The organism is Novosphingobium sp. BW1, assembly GCF_008107685.1.
GTDB lineage: Bacteria > Pseudomonadota > Alphaproteobacteria > Sphingomonadales > Sphingomonadaceae > Novosphingobium.
In genome coordinates this window covers 1-22,218 of record NZ_VIRF01000058.1, presented here as the reverse complement: position 1 = coordinate 22,218, position 22,218 = coordinate 1, and the positions used below count along the sequence as shown (strand labels likewise).

Annotated in this window: 17 protein-coding genes and 3 pseudogenes; 14 read left to right on the top strand and 6 right to left on the bottom strand. The window is 65.0% G+C overall.

The features are described 5' to 3' along the window. Positions 1–136: 136 nt before the first annotated feature. A complete protein-coding gene (locus FMM79_RS05165; RefSeq protein ID WP_240338997.1) occupies positions 137–871 on the top strand; it encodes a hypothetical protein in 735 nt (244 codons plus the stop codon). A gap of 13 nt (positions 872–884) precedes the next feature. Here FMM79_RS05165 and FMM79_RS05160 read toward each other — a convergent pair whose 3' ends face one another. Beyond that, positions 885–1,658, bottom strand: coding sequence for an enoyl-CoA hydratase/isomerase family protein (locus FMM79_RS05160; RefSeq protein ID WP_148626475.1), 774 nt, complete (start codon positions 1,656–1,658; stop codon positions 885–887). A gap of 295 nt (positions 1,659–1,953) precedes the next feature. Between FMM79_RS05160 and FMM79_RS05155 the strand changes: the two genes are divergently transcribed. After that, positions 1,954–2,784 carry a sulfite exporter TauE/SafE family protein gene (locus tag FMM79_RS05155; protein WP_148626474.1) on the top strand — a complete coding sequence of 277 codons (831 nt, stop codon included), beginning with the start codon at positions 1,954–1,956 and terminating at the stop codon, positions 2,782–2,784. 61 nt (positions 2,785–2,845) lie between these two features. Further along, positions 2,846–3,991: a histidinol-phosphate transaminase gene (locus FMM79_RS05150; RefSeq protein WP_148626473.1), complete on the top strand. Its 1,146-nt coding sequence runs from the start codon at positions 2,846–2,848 to the stop codon at positions 3,989–3,991. On the opposite strand, the gene FMM79_RS05145 is transcribed toward FMM79_RS05150, so the two are convergent. Further along, positions 3,979–4,887 carry a LysR family transcriptional regulator gene (locus FMM79_RS05145; protein WP_148626472.1) on the bottom strand — a complete coding sequence of 303 codons (909 nt, stop codon included), beginning with the start codon at positions 4,885–4,887 and terminating at the stop codon, positions 3,979–3,981. The genes FMM79_RS05150 and FMM79_RS05145 overlap by 13 nt on opposite strands. A gap of 227 nt (positions 4,888–5,114) precedes the next feature. Here FMM79_RS05145 and FMM79_RS05140 point away from each other — a divergent pair, with 227 nt between their 5' ends. The 4 genes from FMM79_RS05140 to FMM79_RS05125 are packed head-to-tail and all read left to right on the top strand — an operon-like array spanning position 5,115 to position 9,680. Next, on the top strand, positions 5,115–7,022 hold the full coding sequence (locus tag FMM79_RS05140; RefSeq protein WP_148626471.1) for an FUSC family protein: 1,908 nt from the start codon (positions 5,115–5,117) through the stop codon (positions 7,020–7,022). Beyond that, complete coding sequence (locus tag FMM79_RS05135) at positions 7,019–7,240, top strand: DUF1656 domain-containing protein (protein WP_148626470.1); 222 nt, start codon at positions 7,019–7,021, stop codon at positions 7,238–7,240. Before FMM79_RS05140 ends, FMM79_RS05135 begins: the two co-directional genes overlap by 4 nt. Further along, the gene (locus tag FMM79_RS05130) at positions 7,237–8,208 is read left to right on the top strand and encodes an HlyD family secretion protein (RefSeq protein WP_148626469.1); all 972 of its coding nucleotides are present in this window, start codon (positions 7,237–7,239) and stop codon (positions 8,206–8,208) included. Before FMM79_RS05135 ends, FMM79_RS05130 begins: the two co-directional genes overlap by 4 nt. Continuing rightward, positions 8,205–9,680, top strand: a complete 1,476-nt coding sequence (locus tag FMM79_RS05125; protein ID WP_148626468.1) for an efflux transporter outer membrane subunit — start codon at positions 8,205–8,207, stop codon at positions 9,678–9,680. The genes FMM79_RS05130 and FMM79_RS05125 overlap by 4 nt, the downstream gene beginning before the upstream one ends. A 21-nt stretch (positions 9,681–9,701) precedes the next feature. Here the strand turns inward: FMM79_RS05125 and FMM79_RS05120 are convergent, their stop codons facing one another. The 3 genes from FMM79_RS05120 to FMM79_RS05110 form a co-directional block, all read right to left on the bottom strand. After that, positions 9,702–10,250, bottom strand: a complete 549-nt coding sequence (locus tag FMM79_RS05120) for a superoxide dismutase family protein (RefSeq protein ID WP_148626467.1) — start codon at positions 10,248–10,250, stop codon at positions 9,702–9,704. Positions 10,251–10,379: 129 nt separating this feature from the next. Beyond that, a complete protein-coding gene (locus FMM79_RS05115; protein WP_162528446.1) occupies positions 10,380–10,751 on the bottom strand; it encodes a hypothetical protein in 372 nt (123 codons plus the stop codon). Between the two features lie 310 nt (positions 10,752–11,061). Continuing rightward, positions 11,062–11,994, bottom strand: coding sequence for a sugar phosphate isomerase/epimerase (locus FMM79_RS05110; RefSeq protein WP_148626465.1), 933 nt, complete (start codon positions 11,992–11,994; stop codon positions 11,062–11,064). Here FMM79_RS05110 and FMM79_RS22210 point away from each other — a divergent pair. The 6 genes and pseudogenes from FMM79_RS22210 to FMM79_RS05090 all read left to right on the top strand — a co-directional run. After that, positions 11,923–12,165 (top strand): annotated as a pseudogene (locus FMM79_RS22210) (hypothetical protein); the annotation flags it as partial. The gene FMM79_RS05110 and the pseudogene FMM79_RS22210 overlap by 72 nt on opposite strands. 256 nt (positions 12,166–12,421) lie before the next feature. After that, the gene (locus tag FMM79_RS21815) at positions 12,422–12,589 is read left to right on the top strand and encodes a hypothetical protein (RefSeq protein ID WP_240338996.1); all 168 of its coding nucleotides are present in this window, start codon (positions 12,422–12,424) and stop codon (positions 12,587–12,589) included. 148 nt (positions 12,590–12,737) lie between these two features. Further along, positions 12,738–14,195 (top strand): Wadjet anti-phage system protein JetA family protein, encoded by a 1,458-nt coding sequence (locus FMM79_RS21810; RefSeq protein WP_240338995.1) that lies wholly within the window; start codon positions 12,738–12,740, stop codon positions 14,193–14,195. Continuing rightward, positions 14,192–14,962, top strand: coding sequence for a DUF4194 domain-containing protein (locus FMM79_RS05100; protein ID WP_148626463.1), 771 nt, complete (start codon positions 14,192–14,194; stop codon positions 14,960–14,962). Before FMM79_RS21810 ends, FMM79_RS05100 begins: the two co-directional genes overlap by 4 nt. Beyond that, positions 14,959–18,381 carry an SbcC/MukB-like Walker B domain-containing protein gene (locus FMM79_RS05095; protein WP_148626462.1) on the top strand — a complete coding sequence of 1,141 codons (3,423 nt, stop codon included), beginning with the start codon at positions 14,959–14,961 and terminating at the stop codon, positions 18,379–18,381. Before FMM79_RS05100 ends, FMM79_RS05095 begins: the two co-directional genes overlap by 4 nt. 291 nt (positions 18,382–18,672) lie before the next feature. Next, the gene (locus tag FMM79_RS05090; protein ID WP_148626461.1) at positions 18,673–20,790 is read left to right on the top strand and encodes a TonB-dependent siderophore receptor; all 2,118 of its coding nucleotides are present in this window, start codon (positions 18,673–18,675) and stop codon (positions 20,788–20,790) included. Between the two features lie 88 nt (positions 20,791–20,878). On the opposite strand, the pseudogene FMM79_RS21805 reads toward FMM79_RS05090, so the two are convergent. Next, positions 20,879–21,220, bottom strand: a pseudogene (locus FMM79_RS21805) (transposase); the annotation flags it as partial. A gap of 445 nt (positions 21,221–21,665) precedes the next feature. On the opposite strand from FMM79_RS21805, the pseudogene FMM79_RS05080 reads away from it, so the two are divergent. After that, positions 21,666–22,218 (top strand): annotated as a pseudogene (locus FMM79_RS05080) (IS3 family transposase); the annotation flags it as partial.

The window sequence follows — 22,218 nt, the reverse complement described above, 5'->3', positions numbered from 1 at the left end:
CATCCTTCCGACTTTGCGGGTGTTGTCCCCGGTATGTCCTGTTGTAGGCTGTCCCTGCATCCGGGACTTTGCGGTGCAGGTCAAGCAACACCTGACACCCAAGACACTGCACTCGTAACCAAGGTGTGAAATTATCGTGCCAAAGCAGGATCCGATCGCAAAGCCATCGAGCCCCCGCAACGCGCAGCCCAGCAAGACCGTCATGGGTACCAACGCACCGCCGCGCGTGCAGGTCCTGGTGACCTACCTTTTCCTGGCGATCATGGGCATCGAGCTGGTCACGCTGGTGATCTCGGCGCGCTGGGCCCACGTGTTCCTCGTCACCGGCCTCATGATCGTCATCGCCATTCCGGTGACCGTGCACCGGCGCCTCATCGCCAACGTGCCGGTCGAAATCCAGATATTCGCGGTCATCTTCGTCTTCGCGACCTTGTTCCTGGGCGAAGTGGGAGACTTCTACGAGAAGTTCTGGTGGTGGGACATCGCACTCCACACCTGTTCGGGCGTGATGCTGGGACTGCTCGGCTTTCTCACGCTCTACATGCTCAACGAAACAGAGACGGTGAGCCTGCACATGCGCCCCTCGTTCCTGGCCTTCTTCGCCTTCTTCTTCAGCGTCGGGCTTGGCGCGATCTGGGAAATCTTCGAGTTCACGATGGACCAGCTCTTCGGGCTCAACATGCAAAAGCCGATGCTGAACGACCCTTCGGGCCTCACCGACACAATGTGGGACCTCATCGTCGATACACTGGGCGCGCTCACCGCTAGCCTGATCGGCCTTGTCTACATGCTCCAGGCTCGCAAGGAGGGACGGCGCGACTGGCTGCAGCGCTTCGTCGACCGTTACCCCCGCTTCTTCAACCACACCTGAAGGCGGCGGGCCCTCACGACCCGATGAAGTGTGCCGGGCGCCGTTCGAAGACCGAGGCGACACCCTCGGCGTAGTCCGCCGTCGCGCGCAAAGCCGACTGCTCGGCATGTTCGCGCCGCATCGCCGCCACCGCCGCGTTGGCTGTACCGTCCATCAGCGTGCGTCGCACGGCCAAGAGCGCCAATGGGGCATTGCCTGCAATCTCGTGTGCCATGGCAAGCGTCTCTTCGGCCACGTTGCCCTCGTCCACCATGCGGTCGACAAGCCCCCAATCGAGCGCGGTCTTACCCTTCACGCGCTCCGAGGAAAGCATCATCCAGCTCGCCCGCTGAGGGCCAAGGAGCCGCGGCAGGGTGTAGGTCAGCGCGAAACCAGGGTGAAAGCCAAGCCGGGTAAAATTGGCCGAGAGCCGCGTGGTCGGATCCGCGACCCGGAAATCGGCGGCCATGGCAAGGCCCAGCCCCGCACCTATGGCCGCGCCCTGCACCCCGGCGATGATCGGTTTGCGGCGGCGGAATATGCGCTCGGCCTGGTTGTAGAGCTTGGAGATTGCGGCCATGCCGCTGCTGCCCGCGATCGCGGTGTCCCCGGCAAGATCCGCGCCTGCACAGAACGAGCGCCCTTGCGAGGTCAGGACCGAACAGCGCAGAGCCGGATCACTGTCCACCTTGTAAAGCGCATCGGCAATCTGGCGCATCAGGTCGGGACAGGCGAAGTTGTGGGGCGGCTTGGAAAAATGGATCTTCGCAACGTGGTGGTCACGCTCGAGGGTCACATGGATACTCATCTGCGGTAGGTCTCCTGCCTGACGGCTTTTTTCATGCCTTTCCCGACTTATTCCAGAAAGGTTCGCGGCAGTTCAAGCACGTTCGCGCTTATGAGCCAGCGCATCTCTATTCCGTGTCTGCCACGCATTTGCTGCATTGCCGAAATTTAAGGGCTCGCCTGTGCGCGATTACTGCGACATACTCGCTCGCCATGCACAGACGTGACACTCCGCCTGGCCTTGCAATTTCGCCCATGCCCCGCGTTCCGGGGGAGCCCATCGCCCGCCTGTCCGCGCACCTGCGCCGCAGCGCGGCATGATGGCGGACGTCTGGACCTGGCCCCTTCCGCTCGCGCTCATGCTGGGTGCGGGCCTCGCCTCGGGTTTTGCCGCCGGGCTTTTCGGAATCGGCGGCGGCTTCGTGGTCGTGCCGGTGCTTTTCATCATGCTTCCGCTACTGGGAGGGACGCCCGAGAGCCTCGCCCATGTCGCCATCGGCACTTCGCTCGCCACGATCCTCGTCACCTCGCTGCGCTCGGTTCAAGCCCATGCCCGGCGCGGGGCGGTCGACTTCGCGCTGCTCAAGGCCTGGGCGCCCTGGATCGTCCTTGGCGTGGCCGCCGGCGTGCTGCTTGCTGCACGGGTCAGCGGGGCCATGCTCGCGCTCATCTTCGGGGCGGGCGTTCTCGTCATGGCCCTTCATTTCCTCTTTCCCGTCCTTGCCAAACGCCACCTACGTGACGAACTTCCCAGCGGCCTCGCCCGGGTCGGAATCGCAGGGGGCATCGGCGCCTTTTCCTCTCTGCTGGGTATCGGAGGCGGCACCATCGCGATCATCGTCATGACGCTGTGCGGCAAGGACATCCACCGCGCCATTGCGACGGCATCGGGCGTCGGTTTCCTGATCGCGGTGCCGGGCACTCTGGGCTTCATCGCCATCGGTCTTGGCGCGCCCGACCTGCCGAGCGGATCGCTGGGCTACATCAACCTTCCGGCCACGCTCGCCATCGTCAGCACCTCGATCATCTCGGCCCCCTGGGGCGCGGCAACCGCGCACCGCCTGCCCGCCGCGGTGCTGCGCCCGATCTTCGGTCTTTATCTGCTCTTCGTCGCCTTCACCATGGTCCGCAACGGACTTGGAGGCTGATCCCCGCAAGGACTTTCCGAGACCCGAACCACCCGCCAATCCCGTAAGGAGGAAACGCCCGATGTCCCATGCCTTCACCCGCCGCGCCCTGATCGGCAGCGCGACCGCCGGAACGGCGCTGGGCCTTGCCGCAACGGGCGCTTCGCGCCCGGCGCTGGCTGCTTCGCCGGTTCCGCCGCCAAGCACGGTCGGCGACCTGTTCGGACCGCCTTCGGGGCTTGCCCAGCTCAGCCGAAACGAGAACCCCTTCGGCCCCTCGCCCAAGGCGCTCCAGGCCCTCACGCAGGCCTCTGGCCACGGCGCCTACTACGCCGACCGAGGCGTTGCCTACCTTACCGACATGATCGCCGAGCGCTTTGGCCTTGCCCCGGATCACGTCATCGTGAGTTCGGGCTCCACCGAGGTCCTGTGCTGCGCCTCCATGGCGCTGGCCAAGCAAGGCGCCATCCTGTGCCCGGACCTGTTCTGGGACACCACCGTCACGTATGCCGAAAAAAAGGGTGCAAAGCTGAAGCGCGTTCCGCTCGCCCCCGACATGGGGATCGACCTTGCCGCGATGAAGGCCGCGATCACCCCGGACATCGGCCTCATCCATATCTGCAATCCCAACAATCCGACCGCCATGTCGCTTGACGGCGATACCTTGCGCGCCTTCATCCGCGGGGTCGATCCGGCGATCACCGTCCTTGTCGACGAAGCCTACATGGAGCTGACCGCGCGGCCCGAATACACCTCGATGGTTGATCTCCTGGCTGAGCGCGAAAACCTCATCATCTGCCGCACCTTCTCCAAGATCTACGGCATGGCAGGGCTGCGTCTGGGCTATGCGCTCACCTCGCCCGCGATGGTGGAGAAGCTGCGCGGCTATCTGATGAGCTTTGGGGGTAACAGCGCCGGGCTTGCCGCCGGAATCGCCTCCTGCCAGGACGAGGCCTTCCTTTCCTATTCCAAGGCCCGCATCCTCGAAGCGCGTGAGGCCATCATGGACGCGGTCGGCACTGCGGGGCTCACCGCCCTGCCCTCCGACGCCAGCTTCGTCTACGTACAGGTCCCCGATGCCGATGCCCTGAAGGTCGAAATGGCCAAGGCCCAGGTCGCTATCCGCCCCGCCTACGGAACCTGGACGCAATACTCGCGCGTCAGCACGGGCCGCATGGAGGACGTGGCCCGTTATGCCGACGTTCTGCGCCGGACCTATAAGGCCTGAGGCAGCGCCGCGTCCTCGCGGAACTTCTCGCGGATCAGCTGGTGCACCGCTGCGATCCGCGGTTCCCGCAGGACCTTTGGCAGCCAGATCAGGAAGTAGCGGTTGACGGGCATCTCGACCGGCGGCTCGATCTCGATGAGTTCGCCGCTCGCGATGTGCCGCTCGCACAAGTAGCTGGGCAGGACGCACCAGCCAAAGCCGTCCATGACCATCCGTTGGAGGCACCTGAGGTCTTGACCCATGACGGCGGGCGGAAGTGCATGGCGTGCCAAGCCATTGGCGCCCAGCCAGGTCGAAATGAGCTGCTGCTTGATGTTGAAGGCCAGTACCGGCTCATCGTGAAGCGCTTGGCCCAGGTCGGGCGCAGCCATGATCCGCGCGGCTACCGCAGGCGAGGCGACCGCGTGCAGACGTTCCTCGTGCACCATCTCGCTACGCACGTTGCCGTCAAGAACCGGGTAGCCCGACAGAGCCAGATCGCAGTCGTCTTCCAGCACGCCAGCCGCCATCTGCGCATGGTCCGCTGCCGCGAAACGGATTTGCATGCCCGCACGCACCAGCGAAACGAGCCGGGGCACCACCATTTCGGCGAGGAAATCGGCCTGGCCCATGATCCGCACGATCCCGGTCTGGTCGCGCGAACGGGCGCGGGTGCGCGCCAGGACGGCCTCGGCCATGTCGAGGGTATCGCCCAGCCCTGCGGCCATTTCGTCAGCGATAACGGTGGGGCGCACCCCCTTGGCGTAGCGCACGAAGAGCGCATGGCCGATTGCGACCTCAAGCGCGGCGATATGCTGCGAGATTGCAGGCTGGGTCAGGCCCAAGCTGCGTGCGGCACCGCTAAGCGATTGTTGCCGGTAGACTTCCACGAAACTGCGCAGTTGTGTCAGGGCCATGACCCCATATAACGCAGCTTATGGATAATCCCAAATCATCTAATATCCCTTAGGAGCAAAAACCGCATATAGGGCACCTCGCCCATCGCGGACGGATGATTGATCCCCCCTCCCCCACGTTCATCTGATCGCGATGGGCATTCCCGCCTGACCCTCGCACGCCCGCCCGACCGAACCACCCCATCGCTCCTGCCGGACACCGTCGCCTCCCTGTTGGACCTCGCCCGATGACCTCGCCCCGCTGGCAGGCTAGCTATTTTGCCCTGAAGACCACTCTGGCCGCGATGATGGCGCTGTGGATCACGCTGTGGGTCGGGCTGGAGCGTCCGTTCTGGGCCATCACGACCGCCTACATCGTCTCCAGCCCGCTTTCCGGCGCGACACGCTCCAAGGCGATCTACCGCGTGCTCGGCACGTTCGTGGGCGCAACCGTGACCGTCGCGCTCGTCCCCGCGCTTGTCGACTGGCCGCCGCTCCTGTGCCTCGCCTTCGCGCTGTGGGTCGGGGGGACGCTGGCGATCTCGCTGCTCGACCGTTCGCCGCGCGCCTACACGATGATGCTGATGGGCTACACCGCGCTTATCGTCGGTTTTCCGGCGGTGGACCAGCCTGAGGCCGTGTTTGAGATCGCGACGGCCCGCGTCACCGAGATCGTGCTCGGCATCACCTGCGCCACGCTCACGCACAGCCTGCTCTGGCCCCAGTCGGTGGGTAAGACGATGGGCCTCAAACTCTCGGTCTGGTGCCGCGATGCCCGCAGCTGGCGCGCCGAGATCCTCTCCTCGGACGGATATGGAGACCCGCACAAAGGGCGCCGCAGGCTGGCCAAGGACGCGATGGACTGCGTCATCATGGCCACCCACATCCCCTTCGACACCTCGCACTGGCGCGACGCCAGCAGTTCGGTCCAGGCGATGCTGCGCCGTATCCTGCTTCTGCTGCCCGCGCTTTCCGGCCTCGCGGATCGCCAACGCGCGCTTGACGAGCTTGCTACCCGGCCCGACGCGAGCCCGGAATGGCGCGACCTCCTGCGCCACAGCCATGCCCTGCGCGAAGGCCAGACCGCGAAGCTCCTTGACGAATGCGAAGCGATACTTGCCCACGTCGAAGACCGCCGAAAACCCAAGCCAATCGACAAGCTGGAGAATCGTGCGGTTATCGCGCTGCATGCCGACTGGGGCTTTGCCATGCTGGCCGGGCTCGCCGCGGCAATCTCGATCCTCATCTGTTGTGCGATCTGGATTGGCACGGGGTGGGCCGACGGCGGGGTTTCGGCGATGATGGCGGGCATCTTCTGCTGCCTCTTTGGGGCTCTCGACAACCCGGTGAAGATGATCCTGAGCTTTGGTGGTGCAATCATCGTCTCGCTGATCCCGGCTGCCTTCTACCTTTTCGCGCTGATGCCGCCAGTCGACGGGTTCATTCCGCTCGCGATCCTGCTCTTTCCGGTACTGTTCGCAGCGGCCTGGATCATCCCCCACCCGCGCTATGGACTGATGGGCGGCGCGTTCATGCTGGGCTTTGCCAATGCGCTGGCGCTGCAGGAAAGCTACCACGCCGACTTTGCGCGCTTCCTCAACGGCAATGCCGGGCAGGTGCTGGGCGTGCTCGTCGCCGCGATCGCGACGGCGGGGCTGCGTTCGGCGGGCGTAGACCGGATCGTGCGGCGCCTGCGCCACAATCTTCACCGCGATCTGGTCAGCCTCGCCTCGGCTCGCGTCGCGCCCAACCCGATGGCCGCCCTTGGCCGCACCACCGACCGCATGGCGCTCATCACCGAGCGGCTGGACGATGCCACCGACGAAGCCACCGCGACCTTGCGCGAGGTACGCATCGCCGAAAACATCGTGACCATCCAGCAGGTGCGAGTGAGCGCCGAGCGCCAGCTCTCGCTCGCCCTTGCGCGGGTGCTACGCGACGTAGCGCGGACCTACCAGGAGCCCGCGCGCCCAACGCCCCCACGCCTGCTTGGTCGGATCGATGCCGCCATGCGCCTGATGCTCGCCAAGGGGCCGCCGGTCGCGCATCGCCAAGATGCCCTTCCCGACCGCACCGATGGCCTGGGCGCGCTGGTCGCTCTTCGCCGCAACCTCTTCCCTGAAGCTGCCGATTATCGAAGGGATGCCCTGACGTGACGCCGGACTATCTGCTGGGCGTTATTTACGTTGCCGCCGCCCCGGTCGAGGCCTGCATCGCGCTCGTCCTCACTTTCCTCTTGCACCGCCTGCTCTCCGCGCTGCGCCTCTACCGCTGGATCTGGCACGCAGTGCTTTTCGACACCGCTCTCTTCGTCATCGTCTGGGCCGCCCTGGTCCTTGTCCTTCCCACGCAGTTCGCCGGATCCCACCCATGAGCCCGTCATCAACCGAACGTCGCCGCAAGGTCATTTCCACGGCCATCACGGGTTCGCTCGTACTTGTCTCGATCTGGGCGGGCATTTCGCTGTTCCGTTACTACCAGGACGATCCCTGGACCCGCGACGGGCGCATTCGGGCCGACATCGTGCAGATCGCCCCTGACGTTGGCGGGCTCGTCACGAAGGTCTATTTCGACCACGACGATCCGGTGAAGCGCGGCGACATTCTCTTCGAGATCGACCCGGCCCGCTACACTCTGGCCGTGACCGAGGCCAAAGTCGCGGTGCGCCAGGTCGAGGCCGACCTCAACGCGGCCCACTCCGCCGCGCAAAGTGTCGAGGCGAGCCTGGCCGAAGCGCGCCGCGAGGAAAAGCGCGACACCAGCCTGTCCGACCTCCTCCCCAGCGAGACGACCGAGCAGACCCAGACTCGCGCCCGCGAACTAACCGCGCGCGCCGCGCAGGCCCGTGCCGCGATCGCGCAGGCCGCTGCCCGCCTCGCTGCCGCGCGCAACGCGCTGGATCTCGCCGAACTGAACCTCAAGCGCACTCGCGTGGTCGCGCCGGTGAGCGGCTACATGTCGGACTTTGCCCTGCGCGTGGGCAATTACGTCCGCGCGGGGGATCCGGTACTCGCGCTCGTCGACACTTCCACCTTGCGCGTCGAAGGGTATTTCGAGGAGACCAAGCTTTCCCATATCCACCGGGGTCAGAAGGCGCTGATCCGGCCCATGGGCACCGACAAGCCTATGCACGGGCACGTCTTTTCAATCGCGGCGGGCATCAAGGACCATGACCGCACCGACAGCGAGGACCTCCTGCCCGCGATCAATCCCTCCTTCAGCTGGGTGCGCCTGCCCCAGCGCATCCCGGTGCGCATCCACATCGACGATGCGCCCAAGGACCTTGCGCTGATCTCGGGCCGCACGGTATCGGTCAGTCTTGAACTGGACGACAAGCAGTGAAACGCCTGCACTTTCGCGCACTAGGCGCTCTCGCCAACATCACCGCGCTGGCCGCTTGCACCGTGGGGCCCGATTACCACCTGCCCGAGAACGCCGCCATCGCGCGGCCCGAGGCCAAGGCGCCGCTCACCTCGGGCGCGCTGACCGTAACGGATGAACTGCCGCCGCGCTGGTGGTCGCTCTACGACGATCCTGTCCTCGACGCGCTGGAAGAGCAAGCGCTCGCTGCCAACACCGAACTGCGTTCAGCCGGCGCCAACCTCGCGCGTTCGGCCGCGATGGTGCGCGCCACCAAGGGCCTGCATGATCCCCAGGTCGCGCTCGATGCCGAGGTCCAGCGCGCGCGCCTTTCGGGCGAGAGCTTCCTGCGCTTCGAGACGATCCCGATGAACAACCTGGGCATCGGCGAGGCCAACGTCTCCTACCAGCTTGACCTCTTTGGCCAGATCCGCCGCCGGGTCGAGCAGGCCGAGACCGAGCACGAGGCCACCGAAGCCCTGCTCGAAGCAGTGCAGATCACTGTCGCGGCCGAAGTCGCGCACGCCTATGTCGAGGTGTGCGGTGAGAACGAGGCCGTGGAACTGGCGCAAGAGGCCGTCGAGACACGCGAGCACATGCTCGATGTCCTCAAACGGCTTTACGCCGCCGGCAAGATCGGCCCCCCCGAGGTCACCCGCGCCGAGCAGATACTCGCGCAAGCCCGCTCGCAGCTTCCCGAGCACCGCGCTCGCGTGCGCGCCGGGCTCTATCGCCTCGCCTATCTCATCGGAAAAACCCCGGCCGGATACCCGCGCGAGGTGGAAAGCTGCATAGCCCTGCCCAAGCTCGACCGACCGCTCCCAATCGGCGACGGCGCCTCGCTGCTGGCGCGCCGCCCGGACGTGCGCGCGGCTGAACGCACGCTCGCCTCGGCCATGGCCGGGATTGGGGTCGCCGAGGCCGACCTCTATCCGCACATCGCGATCGGTGGCGGCGGAGGCACCTTTGGTCTCCTCGCCGACGTGGGTAAAGCGATGGCGGGCCACTGGTCGATTGGCTCGATGATGAGCTGGGTGTTCCCCACTCGACAGCAGCACGCGCGAGTAACATTGGCCAAGGCCGGCGCGGACAAGGCGCTTGCCGACTTCGACAGTGCCGTCCTTGGCGCTCTGCGTGAGTCCGAAACCGCGCTCTCCTCCTACCGCGAGGCGCACAATCGTGCGGTCGATCTGGAAGAGGCGCTGGAGAATGCCAGAACACTCGACGCGCAGAGCAAGCGCCTTTTCGGTGCGGGCAAGACCGGGCTTCGCGACGACCTGACTAGCAAAGCCTCACTGATTGCCGCGCGTGACGCCGAGCGCGAGGCCAACGACGCAGTCGCGCAGGCGCAGATCAACCTGTTTCTGGCGTTGGGCGGGGGCTGGACAGATCAGAAAGCGAGCCCGAACATCTCCGAAGAGGGAAGCGAACTACCACCCGCAGCGGGGGACTGACCTCGCCCAGCCAATTCGCCGTTACTTCGGCGCGCTGAGGACCGCGCAGGCAACGCGGCTGCCCGCCGCGCCCGAAGGCTGGCTGGTGTAGTCATCCGCACCCTCGTGGATGACGAGCGCCGAACCGTCGCCATCATGGATCGAGGTTTCACCCGCCATCAGGGTCACGCCGGTGTTGAGCACCTGGGTCTGGAGATGCCCGTCTGCGCCCACGGTCTGATTGGGCATGTCGCCGCCGTGGGGGCCTCCCTCGACCATCAGGCCGTGACTATTGGCCCCCGGCGCGAAATGGCCGCCTGCACTCTTAAAGCCGTCCGCCGGATCGCAGGTGCCGGTCTCATGGATGTGAAAGCCGTGCGCACCGGGGGTAAGGCCGGTCACGTCCGCCTTGATGAGGACGCCCGCCGGGGTCTGTTCAAGGTCGACCTGGCCCACATTGGCCCCTGAGGTGTCAATGACAGCGGCGCTCACCTTTCCATCGTGATGCTCAGCCAGCGCGCCCGTCGCTGCGAGCGGCGAAAGGCTTACGGCCAGCAGGGCCAATGCGGTCATGCGGGGGGATGTGAACATGAAGAGGCTCCTTTGCTCAGTCATTCAAGGCCCCCACCCCAGCTACGTGCCTAAATCTACGCGTGAGCCTTCGCGCCGGTTCCCGTGTTTAGTTGACCGGCTGACCAAGTTTAGGAAATGGGGCCTTCTTCACCGTGCCGCAGTTGGCGAGAAGCAGGCCGCCTGCATGCCCCACTGCCCGATGTAGAGGCCGCCCTGCCCGGCGAGCTCAGCGCTCGCACGAGGATCGACGCCGACTTTCGCGCCATGGGGCGCATAGTCCTCCAGCTTCTCCGGGCTCGGCAGGTCGAGCCCGATGCGCGTGAACATGAACAGCATGAACCGCGCCGGGAGGCTGCTAAGACCGCGCCACTTTTCTTCGCGGTCCGAGGTGCGGTTGGATGCCTTGAGGCTGTAACGATCGTCGGGGAACAGGTGCCTCTCGGTGTGCGCGGGGCTGGTGTAAAGAGCTGTGATGACGCCGGTTTCCGTGTCCAGCTTAACCATCTCGTCGTCGAGCACGTCGCCCTTCTCGAAGCCGCGTCCTTCTGCCCGCCAAGATGGCAGGTCAGGCAGCGAACCTTGCCTGTCGCGGGATCGAGGTCATGCCGGGCGCATTGCGGCTTTCGCCTCGGTGCGGGCGATTTTCGTACCGTCGGGAGACCGGTCCGGCCGCGTACCCCAGTCGAGCACCCTCTTCGCCGAAAACGGCGCGCGCATATAGTCTGGATGCATGGAGGAGGGGTCCTGCGCGGCGACGGTGATTGGAAGGACGGCGGCCCGGATCAGGCCACGGGTCGGGTCTGGCATGGTAGGCGGGTCTTCTGGACGGTTACATTGCAGGCGCTGCGCCAAGGTAAGCCGCACTCTTGGCCAGCGAGGTGAGGCGGTCGGTGGTGAACGGAGGCTCCTGTTCTACATAGAACTGGCGCACGCCTGCCGCGTGGGCCACAGGCAGGAGACGCGCCCAGTCAAGACTGCCGGCCCCCACTTCGGCCGGGTCCTGGAGAAACGCGAAGTTGGGTTTCGTGGTGGCGTGGACGTCCTTTACGTGAACCTGGCGCACCCGGCCCGCGTAACGGGTGACGAATTCGACCGGGTCAATCCCCGCCGCCGCGACCCAGCCAAAGTCGATCTCGAGCCCGACGAGTTCGGGATCAGTGCGCTCCATCAGGACCTCCCAGCCGGTCTGGCCGGTGTCGTCGACCGAGCCGAATTCGACATTGTGATTGTGGTAAGCGAGCTTCACCCCGTGCCGTGCCAGCGACGCCGCGCGCTCGTTGAGGAGATCGGCGGTGCGCTCCCACACGTCCGCACCCTGGCTGTGCACGGCACGGTAGAGGTAGTCGCCAAAGGGCTCATCCTCGTCCCGGATCACATCACGAGGGAAGATGAACATGGGCAGGACAACGTCGCGAACGCCAAGAACGCCGAGATCCTCGACGAGCTTTTCAGTGTCGGCCTCGGTTCGACCGATCAGTACATTCCCTAGATGGATGCTGGTGATGGCAATGCCTGCCTCATCCGCCGACGCGCGTAGGTCTTGCGGGGTACGGCCGTGCAGGCCCGCGAGCTCGAGCGAGCGGAAACCGATTTCGGAGAGCTTCTGCAAGGTTCCCCGGATGTCCTCACGCGCCATCGCATCAACGGTATAGAGCTGCACGCCAAGCGGTAGACTGCGGTCAGAGAGGAAGTGGCGCATATCGGCAGGTTCCCTGGCGAGCAGACGGCCGGGAATGGCCCGCACCATAGCTCCGATGGCCATGCTGCCCGCCCGCCCCGGCGCCGTGGCTACGCCAAGGGCACCGCCAAGCCCGAGGCGATCCTGCGCGGCGTGATCGACCTCATGACGCGTGAGGGGTACACACGGCAGTCACTGCGCGACATCGGCGAGGCATTGGGCATAGTGCCCGCCCTCATCCTCTACTATTTCGCCAACCGCGAGGATCCGCTGCAAAGCCTGGTCGAGCTGTGGGACAGCGATTCGATCCCGGCGTTGCGTGAAACCGTCGCGCGCGCGGCTCTGCCCAGCCTGGAGCTTTTCGTGACGGCCGTGGGCCGAAATGTCGGCATCCCTGGTATGGCCCGCCTGTTCCTGGCCTTAGCCGCCGAAGCGGTGGATCCGGCGCACAGCGCACACGCCTTCTTAAACCGGCGCGTGAACCGCGTTCAGCGCGATCTTGGCCAAGGCCATGACGGAAAGGCAGGCTCGCTGCGATCTGCGGGCCGATCTAGATCCCGAGCAGAGCGTGCGCCACCTCATGGCACTGGCCGACGGGCTCCAGCTCCTGGCCCTTTTGCAGGATCGCGGCGCCGTTATCGCGGACCTGCGCGCCGCGATAACGGCTCTCGCCGCCTGACATGGACATCGGGCGTCGGCGCGCCGCTGCTCAGGGATGTTCACAAGCTGGCGCGCACGGTTGCAGCGCCGCAGCATGCCACTTATGCCCCTGCCCCTTCACACCGGCGTCCTTTCCATCCCGGAGCGGGCGCCCAGATGGGACTTAGATGCAGACCGAGAGCAACGAACATCGGGAGAAAGGCACGCGCGATGCCCTGTTCGGGCATTTGCCTCCCAGCCTCTTTGCCGTTCTCGCCTCCCCCGCCCGGCGCGACTACGCGCGGCTGATTCTGTGGGTCTACCGGGCCTTCTTCGGCGAGCACTACACGAACCCCGTGCGCAAGGACGACCTCGTCGCCTTCATCGCGACGCAGATTGACCGCCTCTCCGACATCGCCGACGACTTCGCCTCCGACGCGGCGAATGCGGACGCCAGCCAGAACCCGCTCAAGGTCTACCTCAAGCTGCGCCAGGCCGGATGGCTGGTCGAGCATTCGCGCGGCTATGTCGAAATGGTCGATCTCGACGCGTCGGTTTCGATGCTGCTCGAAACGCTGAGCGCCATCGAGGAAGGCGAGGCGGTCCATTTCGGCGGCACCATCGCCGCGCTCGAAAGCGTGATCGAGCGGCTTGGCGATGATCCCTTCGACAAGGCCTCCTCGCTCGCCGATGCGGCGCTGCGCGCGCGGCGTTTCCAGCAGCACCTTTCCGCCATCATCGGCAACCTGCGCGCCCATGAGCAGCGCATCGTCGCCGATCCGCAGCCCACTCAGATCCTCGCTCGCTTCTTCGACTTCGTCGAGGACGTGCTGATCGCTGACTACCGGGTCATCAAGACCACCAACAACCCCTTCCGCCACCGCAACCGGATCATCCAGATGATCTCGGACTACGAGCACGACGCCGAGGTTGTGGCCGCCTTTGCGCAGGGGTATCAGGCGCAAGGCTTGGCGACCAACCCGGAGACCGCGACCTCGCGCGTGCGTCAGCACCTCGACCAGGTGAAGCGCATCTTCGATGCCGCCGAGGAGCGCCTCGACGATATCGACGCCTTCCGCAGCCGCCTCGAACAGCGTATCGCGCGAACCGTCAGCTACATGAACGAGATCGACGGCTCGAGCCTGCTGCGTGTCACGCACCTTCTGCGCGATGCCTCGGCCCTGCCGCTCGAATGGGACGATGCCGTCGAGGTTCCGTCCGAACTGACCGATCCTGTGCGCCACTGGGGCCCGGACAGCCTTGCGGCGCCGACCCCGCGCCGTATCGTCGCCCCGCCCAGCCCCGTACGCACCTCCAGTATCGATCCCGCGATGGTGGCCTACGACCATTCGCAGAAGGCCTACCTCCTGCGCCTTGCGGTGACGCCGCAGAAGATTGCCGACTACGTCGAGCGCAACCTCGGCAAGCGCGACGCGCTCGATGCCGAAGCCTTCGGCATCGAAACCCCGGAGGAAGCGCTGTTGCTGCAAGGCGCGCGCCAGCTCGACATGTACGCGAGCAGGGACCTCTCGCGCCGGTTTCGCGTGGTCCATGATCCGGGCCGCGTGGTTGAGACCGACTGGTCCGCCTTCACCGCCTTTCGCATCGAACGTCTTTCCCCCGAACCCGCGAGCAACGAGCAATGAACGGCCCCACGCTGTACGATCTTGAAGAGCTGCTTGAGCATCCTCAGAACCGAGACCTCTCCAAGGAGATGATGGTGCGCGCGGCCGACCGCCTGCTCTACCAGCAGTGCCTGTTCCGCGACGACCACAACGCGGCCGGGACCTACGACCTCCTCGTGCGCCACCGGGTCTACTTCGCAGGGCTCTTCGACGCGCTGGGCCGTGATCTGGTGGTCCGCCCGGACGAGATGATGGTGGAGCTGCGCCCGCAGGAGAGCCTGACCCGAACGATCCTTTCACTCGACGAGACGATCCTGCTGCTGGCCCTGCGCGCCACGTTCGAAAACGGTGTCCTCACCATGAACCAGGAAGAGTTCGGCCACGTCGAGACGACCTCGATGGAGGTCATGGAGCGCTACGACCAGTGGGTTGCGCGCACCCGTCCGCCGTGGTCGCGCGTGCGCCGGATCCTCGACAGCTTCCGCCGCCGCCGTTTCATCGACCTGGGCGACGAGATCCCGCAGGAAAACGGCATCGCCATCACCATCCGCCCCTCGATCCGCAGCGTGACCGGCGATGCCTGGCAGACCCGCATCGAGGAATGGATCGAAGCCACCCGCGCCCGCCTCGAGGCCGAGGCCGCGCAGGACGAGCCCGAACCTGAGGTCGACGCCGCGGACGTCGCCGCGCACAAGGACGCCGAGGCACAGGCGCCCGACGCCGCTCCGGAAACCGACGCCACCCAATCCGAAGACGGGGACGACACCTCGCAGGAGACCACCTCGTGATCACGCTCAGTCGCATCAACCTCATCAATTGGTACACCTTCGAGCGCCTTTCGGTGGACCTGCGCGGCAGCACTTCGCTGATCGGGCCCAACGGCGCGGGCAAGTCCTCGATCCTCGATGCGATCCAGGTCGTGCTCACCGGGAACAACCGCAACTACTTCCAGCTCAACGCCAGCGCCAACGTCACCGCCGGCCAGACCCGCAAGGTGGGCGAGAACCGATCGGTCTTCGACTACTGCCTGGGCCGCGTTGCGGGCGAGACGCTGCGCTCCAATTGCCTCAGCTACGTCAGCCTCGTGTTCGAGCGCGAGACGGACGGCTACTGCTGGACCGTGGGCATCGCCATGAGCGCGGTCGAGGGCGAGCAGTCCGAAACCGTGCTCGGCGCCTTCATCGCGCAAGGCCAGTCGCTGCGCGACGCCGACTTCATCGAAGAGAGCGAGGACGGCGCCTCCTACGTCCTGCCTTATGCCGACCTCGTCACACGCCTGCGCACGCAGGAAGGCTTTGAGAATTTCGGGCACCGCCCCACCCACTTCACCCGCCGCGTGCTCTCGGTGCTGGGCGGCAAAGGCCACCATGCCGACCCGGAGAAGTTCCTCAAGGCCCTGCGCAACGGCCTGCGCATCCGCGAGATGAAGTCCGCGACCGAGTTCGTACGCGAATTCCTGCTCGATCCGGCCGGGCTCGATGTCGATGGCCTGCGCAAGTCGGTCGCCACCTGGCGCGGCCTGCTCAAGAAAATCGACGACCTCGAAATCCAGAAGAAACAGGTCACCGAGGCCATCGCGGCCTACCGGGAACTGGACGAGAAGGTCTCCGAGGACACCCGTATGCGCTGGATTGCCAGCAAGGCCGAGCGCGACCGCCTCGAAGAGCACCTGCGCGTCGTCACCGGCCAGCACGAGGCCAAGCTTGCCGAACAGGACCTCATCGACCGCCGCGTCGTGCGCACCCGTGAAACGGTGGGACGCCTGCGCGAGGAAATCCGCGACATCTCGCGCGCGCTCGACAACGACACCCGCGAACAGGCAATCCGCGAATTCCGCGATCTCAACCTGCCTATCGCCGAGCGCGCCTTCACCGAGGCGGACGGCCAGTACCAGGCCTACTTCGCCGCCATCGGCGCGGTCGCCGGGCTCGCCGACCGGATCGTGCGTACCTATGCGGGCGAGGAATACCGCCACGCCAGCGAAGCGCTCGAAGCGCTCAAGGCCCGCATCGCCGATGGCGCGGCGCTGTCGGCGCGCGACATCGACCAGATCGTCGCCCAGCTCCTGCCCCCGCTCGAACGCTACGTGACGAGCGCGCAGGACGCGCGCGAAGCGCACCTGGCCAGCCTTGCCAGCCTGCGCCAGCAGCTGCGCGAGAACCGCGAGCAACTCCAAGGCCTGGAGCGCGGCGGCGCACTGATCGAAGGGCCGACCGCGCGCCTCATCGACTACCTCGACGAAAACGGCATCACCGCCCGCCCCATCTGCGAACTTGTCGAAGTCATCGATGAGCGTTGGGTGGAGGCCGCCGAGACCCTGCTGGGCGCCGCACGCGACGCGCTGGTCGTCGATCCGGCTGACGCGCAACAGGCCATCGGTCTGCTGCGCAAACGCCGCCGCGACTTTCCCGGCACCCAGATCGTCAACACCACCAAGACGCGTGGCGACTGGAAGGAGCCCGACGCGACGAGCCTGGCCGCGATTATCGCCACCGATGACATCCACGCCCGCGCCTTCGTCAACCGCCGCCTCAACACTGTGCGCCGTGTCGAAACCGAACGTGAACTGCTCCAGTATGACCGCGCCGTCACCGAGGACTGCCTCTACTCCTCGGGCGGCTCGATCGAGAATCGCCGGCCCGCGCAGGTCCATCGCCTGGGCAAGGAAGCCAGCCGCAAGAACCTGCCGATGCTGGAAGAGCGCGTCGCCGAACAGGAACGTACGCTCGAGCAGACCAGCACGCAGGCCAACCGCCTCAAGGACCTCATCGCCGATATCCAGCGCTTCCTAGAGATTGCCGCAGGGCGCAGCCTGGCCGACCTCGAACGCGCGCGGCAGGATGCAGGGGAAGGCGTCGCCCAGATCCAGGACAACATCCGCACCCTCGAAGGCGAACGACCGGTCGAGATCCGCGAGCGCCTCGAGGCGCTCAAGGTTGACCTGGCCGCCTATGAGGAAGAACTGGAGGAAGACGAGCGCAACCAGCGCGTGACAGGCCACCACGTCGGCAGCGCCAGCGAAAAGCTGGCCGTCGCGCAGGAGGAATTCGCCAAGGCGGAGGCCTCGTTTGCGGAGCGCGACACGCTGGCCGAACTCGCCCGCGAAGATGCCCTGCGCGATTTCGCCTACCTCATGGAGGAGCACCGCAAGGTCGTTCCTGCCGTGCGCAACGCCGCGCAGGAACAGGCTGCGCGGGCCCGCGCCCGCGTCACCCAACTCCTTGGTCAGGCCCCGCAGAAGGCCTATGCCTACGCCCACGATGCGGGCATCGTCGAGCAGTTCGACAAGGAGGCTCCCCACGAGGTCCAGCTTGCCTGGCTGGAAAAGCAGCTCGGCGCGATCATCACCAATACGCTGGGCGAATACCGCGAACAGGCCGAAGAGGCCCGCGCCTCCATTGAGACCTCCTTGAAGACCGACATGCTGGTAAAACTGCATGACCGTCTCGAAGGCGCCAAGCGGCAGATCCGTAACATCAACCGCAGCCTGCAGATGCGCCCCTTCCACGGCGAACTCTACCGTTTCGAGGTGAAGCCCGACCGCTTCTTCGCTGAGATCGTCGAGATCGCCCGCCTCGTCCAGCTCAACAGCATCGATGTCAGCACCCTCTTCGACGAGGGCGCGAGCGAGATCGAGCCGAGCCTGATGAAGGGCGTCGAGCGCATCAAGCGCATGATCGACGAGGGCGAGAACGTCGAGCAGATCAGCGACTACCGCAATTACCTGCAGTTCGAGCTACTCACCACCACGCTCGACGGTGAGCGGGTCACCTCGGACTACGCCAAGCGTCAGGGCAGCGGCTCGGGCGGCGAGAAGCAGGTGCCCTTCTACATCGCCATGGCCTGCGCGATGGCCAACGTGTGCCATGGCGCCGAGGACAACCGCGACCGGCTGGGCTTTGGCATCATCCTCTTCGACGAGGCCTTCAACGCGCTCGACGGCGGCAACGTCAACAGCTGCCTGGCGCTGCTGCGCGAGTTTAATCTGCAGGTCCTGGCCTGCGCCCCGATCGAGAAGCTGGGTGTGTTCATGGAGCAGATGGACACCGTGCTCTCGATCCGCCGCGTGGGCACGACCACCATGCTCTACGCAGACTACCTGAAGGACGAAGGCCGCCGCAAGTTCCGCGAAGCCAACCCCGCGAATGAGCCCTTCGACCTGTTCAAGGAGCGTTTCGCGAAGGACGATGCCCTCCCGCAATCCTGAGCACCTGGGAGCGCCAGGCAGCTTCTGTCCGGCGCTCCCAGGTGCTCACCGCGTTAATGTTCCTTGCCGATTCGTAGGCGGCCGTACCTCCCGAATACTTCGGGACAGCGGTGAAATCCGGACCTTTCACAAGCTCCGCGCGCCCAGAGCGCGAACCCTTCCCCCAATATGTGTGCCCTTCCCGGACCCATCCACATGCCGTCTCGGCCCCTGGCTCCTTTATTATTGCAACTAATTATCAATCACGTTAGTGCGCCAGCTTATTGAGATCAATTTGCAAAAGGGCCTAGCATGAAACTCGTCCGGTCGCTCGCCATGTGCGGCGCTGCGCATTTCGCCATTCTCCAGCCGTCGCTTGCCATGGCCGAGGACGCCGCCGCGGACACCCCCGCGAACGAGGATAGCATCATCGTGACAGCTGGCGTCGCGGGCACGAAGACCGAGACTCCGCTGGTCGAGGTTCCCCAACCGCTGACCGTCATTCCTTCGGAGCGTTACGTCGAACAGGGCGCGATCAACATCAGTGACACGGTGAAGTACGCTGCAGGCGTGCTCGCCAATCCCTACGGGCGCGACACCCGCGTCGATGGCTTCACCATCCGCGGCCTCAACGCCCTCCAGTTCCGCGACGGCATGCGCGACATCTTCAGCTACTACGCGAGCATCACCTCCGACCCGTACAACTTCTCGCGCGTGGAAATCGTGCGCGGCCCCGCCTCGGTGCTGTTCGGACAAGGCTCGATCGGCGGTCTCGTCAACCTTGTCTCCAAGACGCCCGAGTTCCGCACGCAGGGTGAAGCCAGCCTCGTCTACGGCAGCTACGACCGCAAGGAGGCCATGGCCGACCTCAATCTGCAGCTGGCCGACAACCTCGCTATTCGCGGCGTAGGCCGCGTGCGCGATGCCGACACCTATGTCGACCACGTACCTGACGACCGGGTCATGTTCGCACCCTCGATCCGGTGGCAGCCGACGCCTGACACTGACATCGTCCTCCACGGTCTCTATCAGGAGGACGATACCGGCTCGACCTCGCAGTTCCTGCCGATCGCGGTCACCATGGGCGCGGATCAGGAAAGCACCGCCAACCGCCTCGATCCCTTCACCTTCATCGGCAAACCTGGGTGGGACCGCTACGACGGTCGTTCGCTCCAGGGCGGCGGCGCCCTCACCCACCGCTTCTCGGACACGGTGCAGCTGAGCCTGAAGGCGCGCTACATAGACAGCGACCTCACCTACTACTCGCGCTACGCCGACAGCTACACCAACCCCACCAATCCGTTTCTTCCCTACGGCAACGACGGGCACACGATCGGGGTTTCGATCGGTGCCAGCAAGGCGCGCATGAACGTCTTCTCGACGGACAACAACCTGCGCTTCGATTTCAGCACGGGTGCCAATATCGAGCACCAGCTCCTCGTCGGGGTCGACTACAGCTGGAACAAGGTCGGACGTATCGATGTCTATGAAAGCGAAATGATCGACCTATACGACATCGACTACGAGGCCATGCGCGAGGTCGAGGCCACCGGCTCCTTCTCCGACACCAGCCAGAAACAGCTGGGTATCTATGTGCAGGACCAGATCCGCTTCTTCGACCGCGTCTCGGCCGTCATCGGCGCACGGCGTGACCGGGTAACCTCCTCAAACGGCAACACCGACCACGCGACGACCTTCCGCGCGGGCCTTATCGGTGAACTCGCGGGCGGTATCTCGCCTTTCTTCAGCTACACAGAGAGCTTCCTGCCGGTCGCAGGGCGCATCAACAATGCAGATGGCACCTACGGCGATCCCTACGCACCGCAGACCGGTCGCCAGTTCGAAGCCGGTCTCAAGTGGCAGCCCGTGCCCGGTACTCTCGTTACCGTCACCGCTTTCCATATCAAGGAGCGCAACCGCGTCCTTTACCTCGCCAACGGCGCAACCAGCCAGTCGGGCGAACTGACCACGAAGGGCGTCGAGTTCGAAGCCAGTCACACCCTGCCGGGAAATTTCGAACTCCTCGTAAATTACGGCTATAACGAACTGGATTCCGAGACAAATAGCAGCCTCAACTACATGCCCCGCCACACCGCGTCGGCGTGGTCGACAAAGACGTTCAAGGTCGATGACGAAGCCGCCCTGAAGCTGGGAGCCGGCGTCGTCTACACCGGGAAGAGCCGCTCCACGGGGCCCCTCGATCCCTATGGGCTCAACCCGGAAATCCCGGCTGGAACGCTCTACACCGTGGTGACGCCCTCGCGCACGACCGTCGACGCCATGGCCGAGATCGACTGGCGCAACTGGCGCTTTGCCCTCAACGCGACAAACCTGCTTAACAAGACGTTCTATGCCTCGTGCCTCGCGCGCGGCGACTGCTTCGTGGGCGCACCGCGCAATGTCATGGCAACAGTCGGCTACCGCTTCTGACAATGCCTCGGGAGGAAGAGGCGAAGGCACCCGCCTCTCCTCCCCACTCGCTTCACCATAACGACGGCCCCGGGGACGAAAGCTCCCATCAGTAAATCCAGTTAATCAAAGACGGTGATGAGCAAACCGCCCTCCGCACGCCAGGTCGCGTTGACAAGAGGAATTTCCAGCCCTGCGAAATTGATTCATATGTGGCCGCCTCCTTGGCAAGGGCTACCGAGACGAGCCGGAAGAGCTTTTTCTCGGAAAGCTTCCTGATCCAGTTCGCCATCGGCGTGGGCTTATCCTTGACATGGCGCATGACTGTGGTGGCCCCACCGGCTGGCAATCGGCGTAGGTATCGATCGCCCTGCTTGGAGATGCCGCCAAGTCTGGTTCTGCCGCCAGTCGAATGCTGCCGTGGTATCAGCCCCGGCCATGCTGCGAAGTCTTGTCGATCTTGGTCTGAACGACGACTGGCAGCACATGATCGACAGCGAGGCGCCCGATTACGGCGGTGGCGATGCGGGCCACTGACGCGTACCTGATCGCGATCCGGGACCGCCTCCAGCTACCTTCCCCGGCGACGCCTCGGGCGGTCGACTTGCCGTGCCTTCCCAAGGAAAGACAACATTCGCTCAGCGGCTGCGCGAACTCAAGGCAATGACCCCGTCTGGGACTTTCCTGACATTCTGGCGCAGCGTGTTAATTGTTTTTCCTTTCCCATCGAGCCGGCTCGCACCGCCTTGATCAACCGAAAACCGCCATACCTTCAATAAAGAAGCGGTATCCCGCCTAGTAGGCCAGCATAGAGGTGGCCTGGAGAATCTGCACACTGAGATAATTGGATTTTCTGCCTGAAGGCAGCCAGAAAGGCTGCGAGACAGGAGCAGAGAATGAGCAGACGACCCCGGCGCAACCACAGCCCGGCATTCAAGGCGAAGGTGGCGCTTGCCGCGATCAAGGGTGAGAAGACGCTGGCAGAGCTGGCGCACGACTATGATCTGCATCCCAACCAGATCACGACGTGGCGCACGCAGTTGCTCGAAGGGGCGGCGGGCGTGTTCGGCTCGGAGAAGGCATCTGACGAACCGGCCGTCGACGTGAAGACGCTTCACGCCAAGATCGGCGAGCTGACGTTGGCCAATGATTTTTTGGAAGGCACGCTCGGCAAGGCAGGTCTGTTGCCGAGCGCAAGGCGATGATCGACCGCTCGCATACCTTGCCCGTGAAGCGCCAAGCGAAGGAACTGGGGATCAGCCGGGGTAGTGTCTATTATCTGCCGCGGCCGGTTTCGTCCGAAGATCTTGCGATCATGCGTTGCATCGACGCGCTGCATCTGGAGTTTCCGTTCGCAGGCAGCCGGATGATGCGCGACTTTCTTCGTCAGGAGGGCATCACGATCGGCCGCTGCCATGTCGCGAGCCTGATGAAGAAGATGGCGATCGA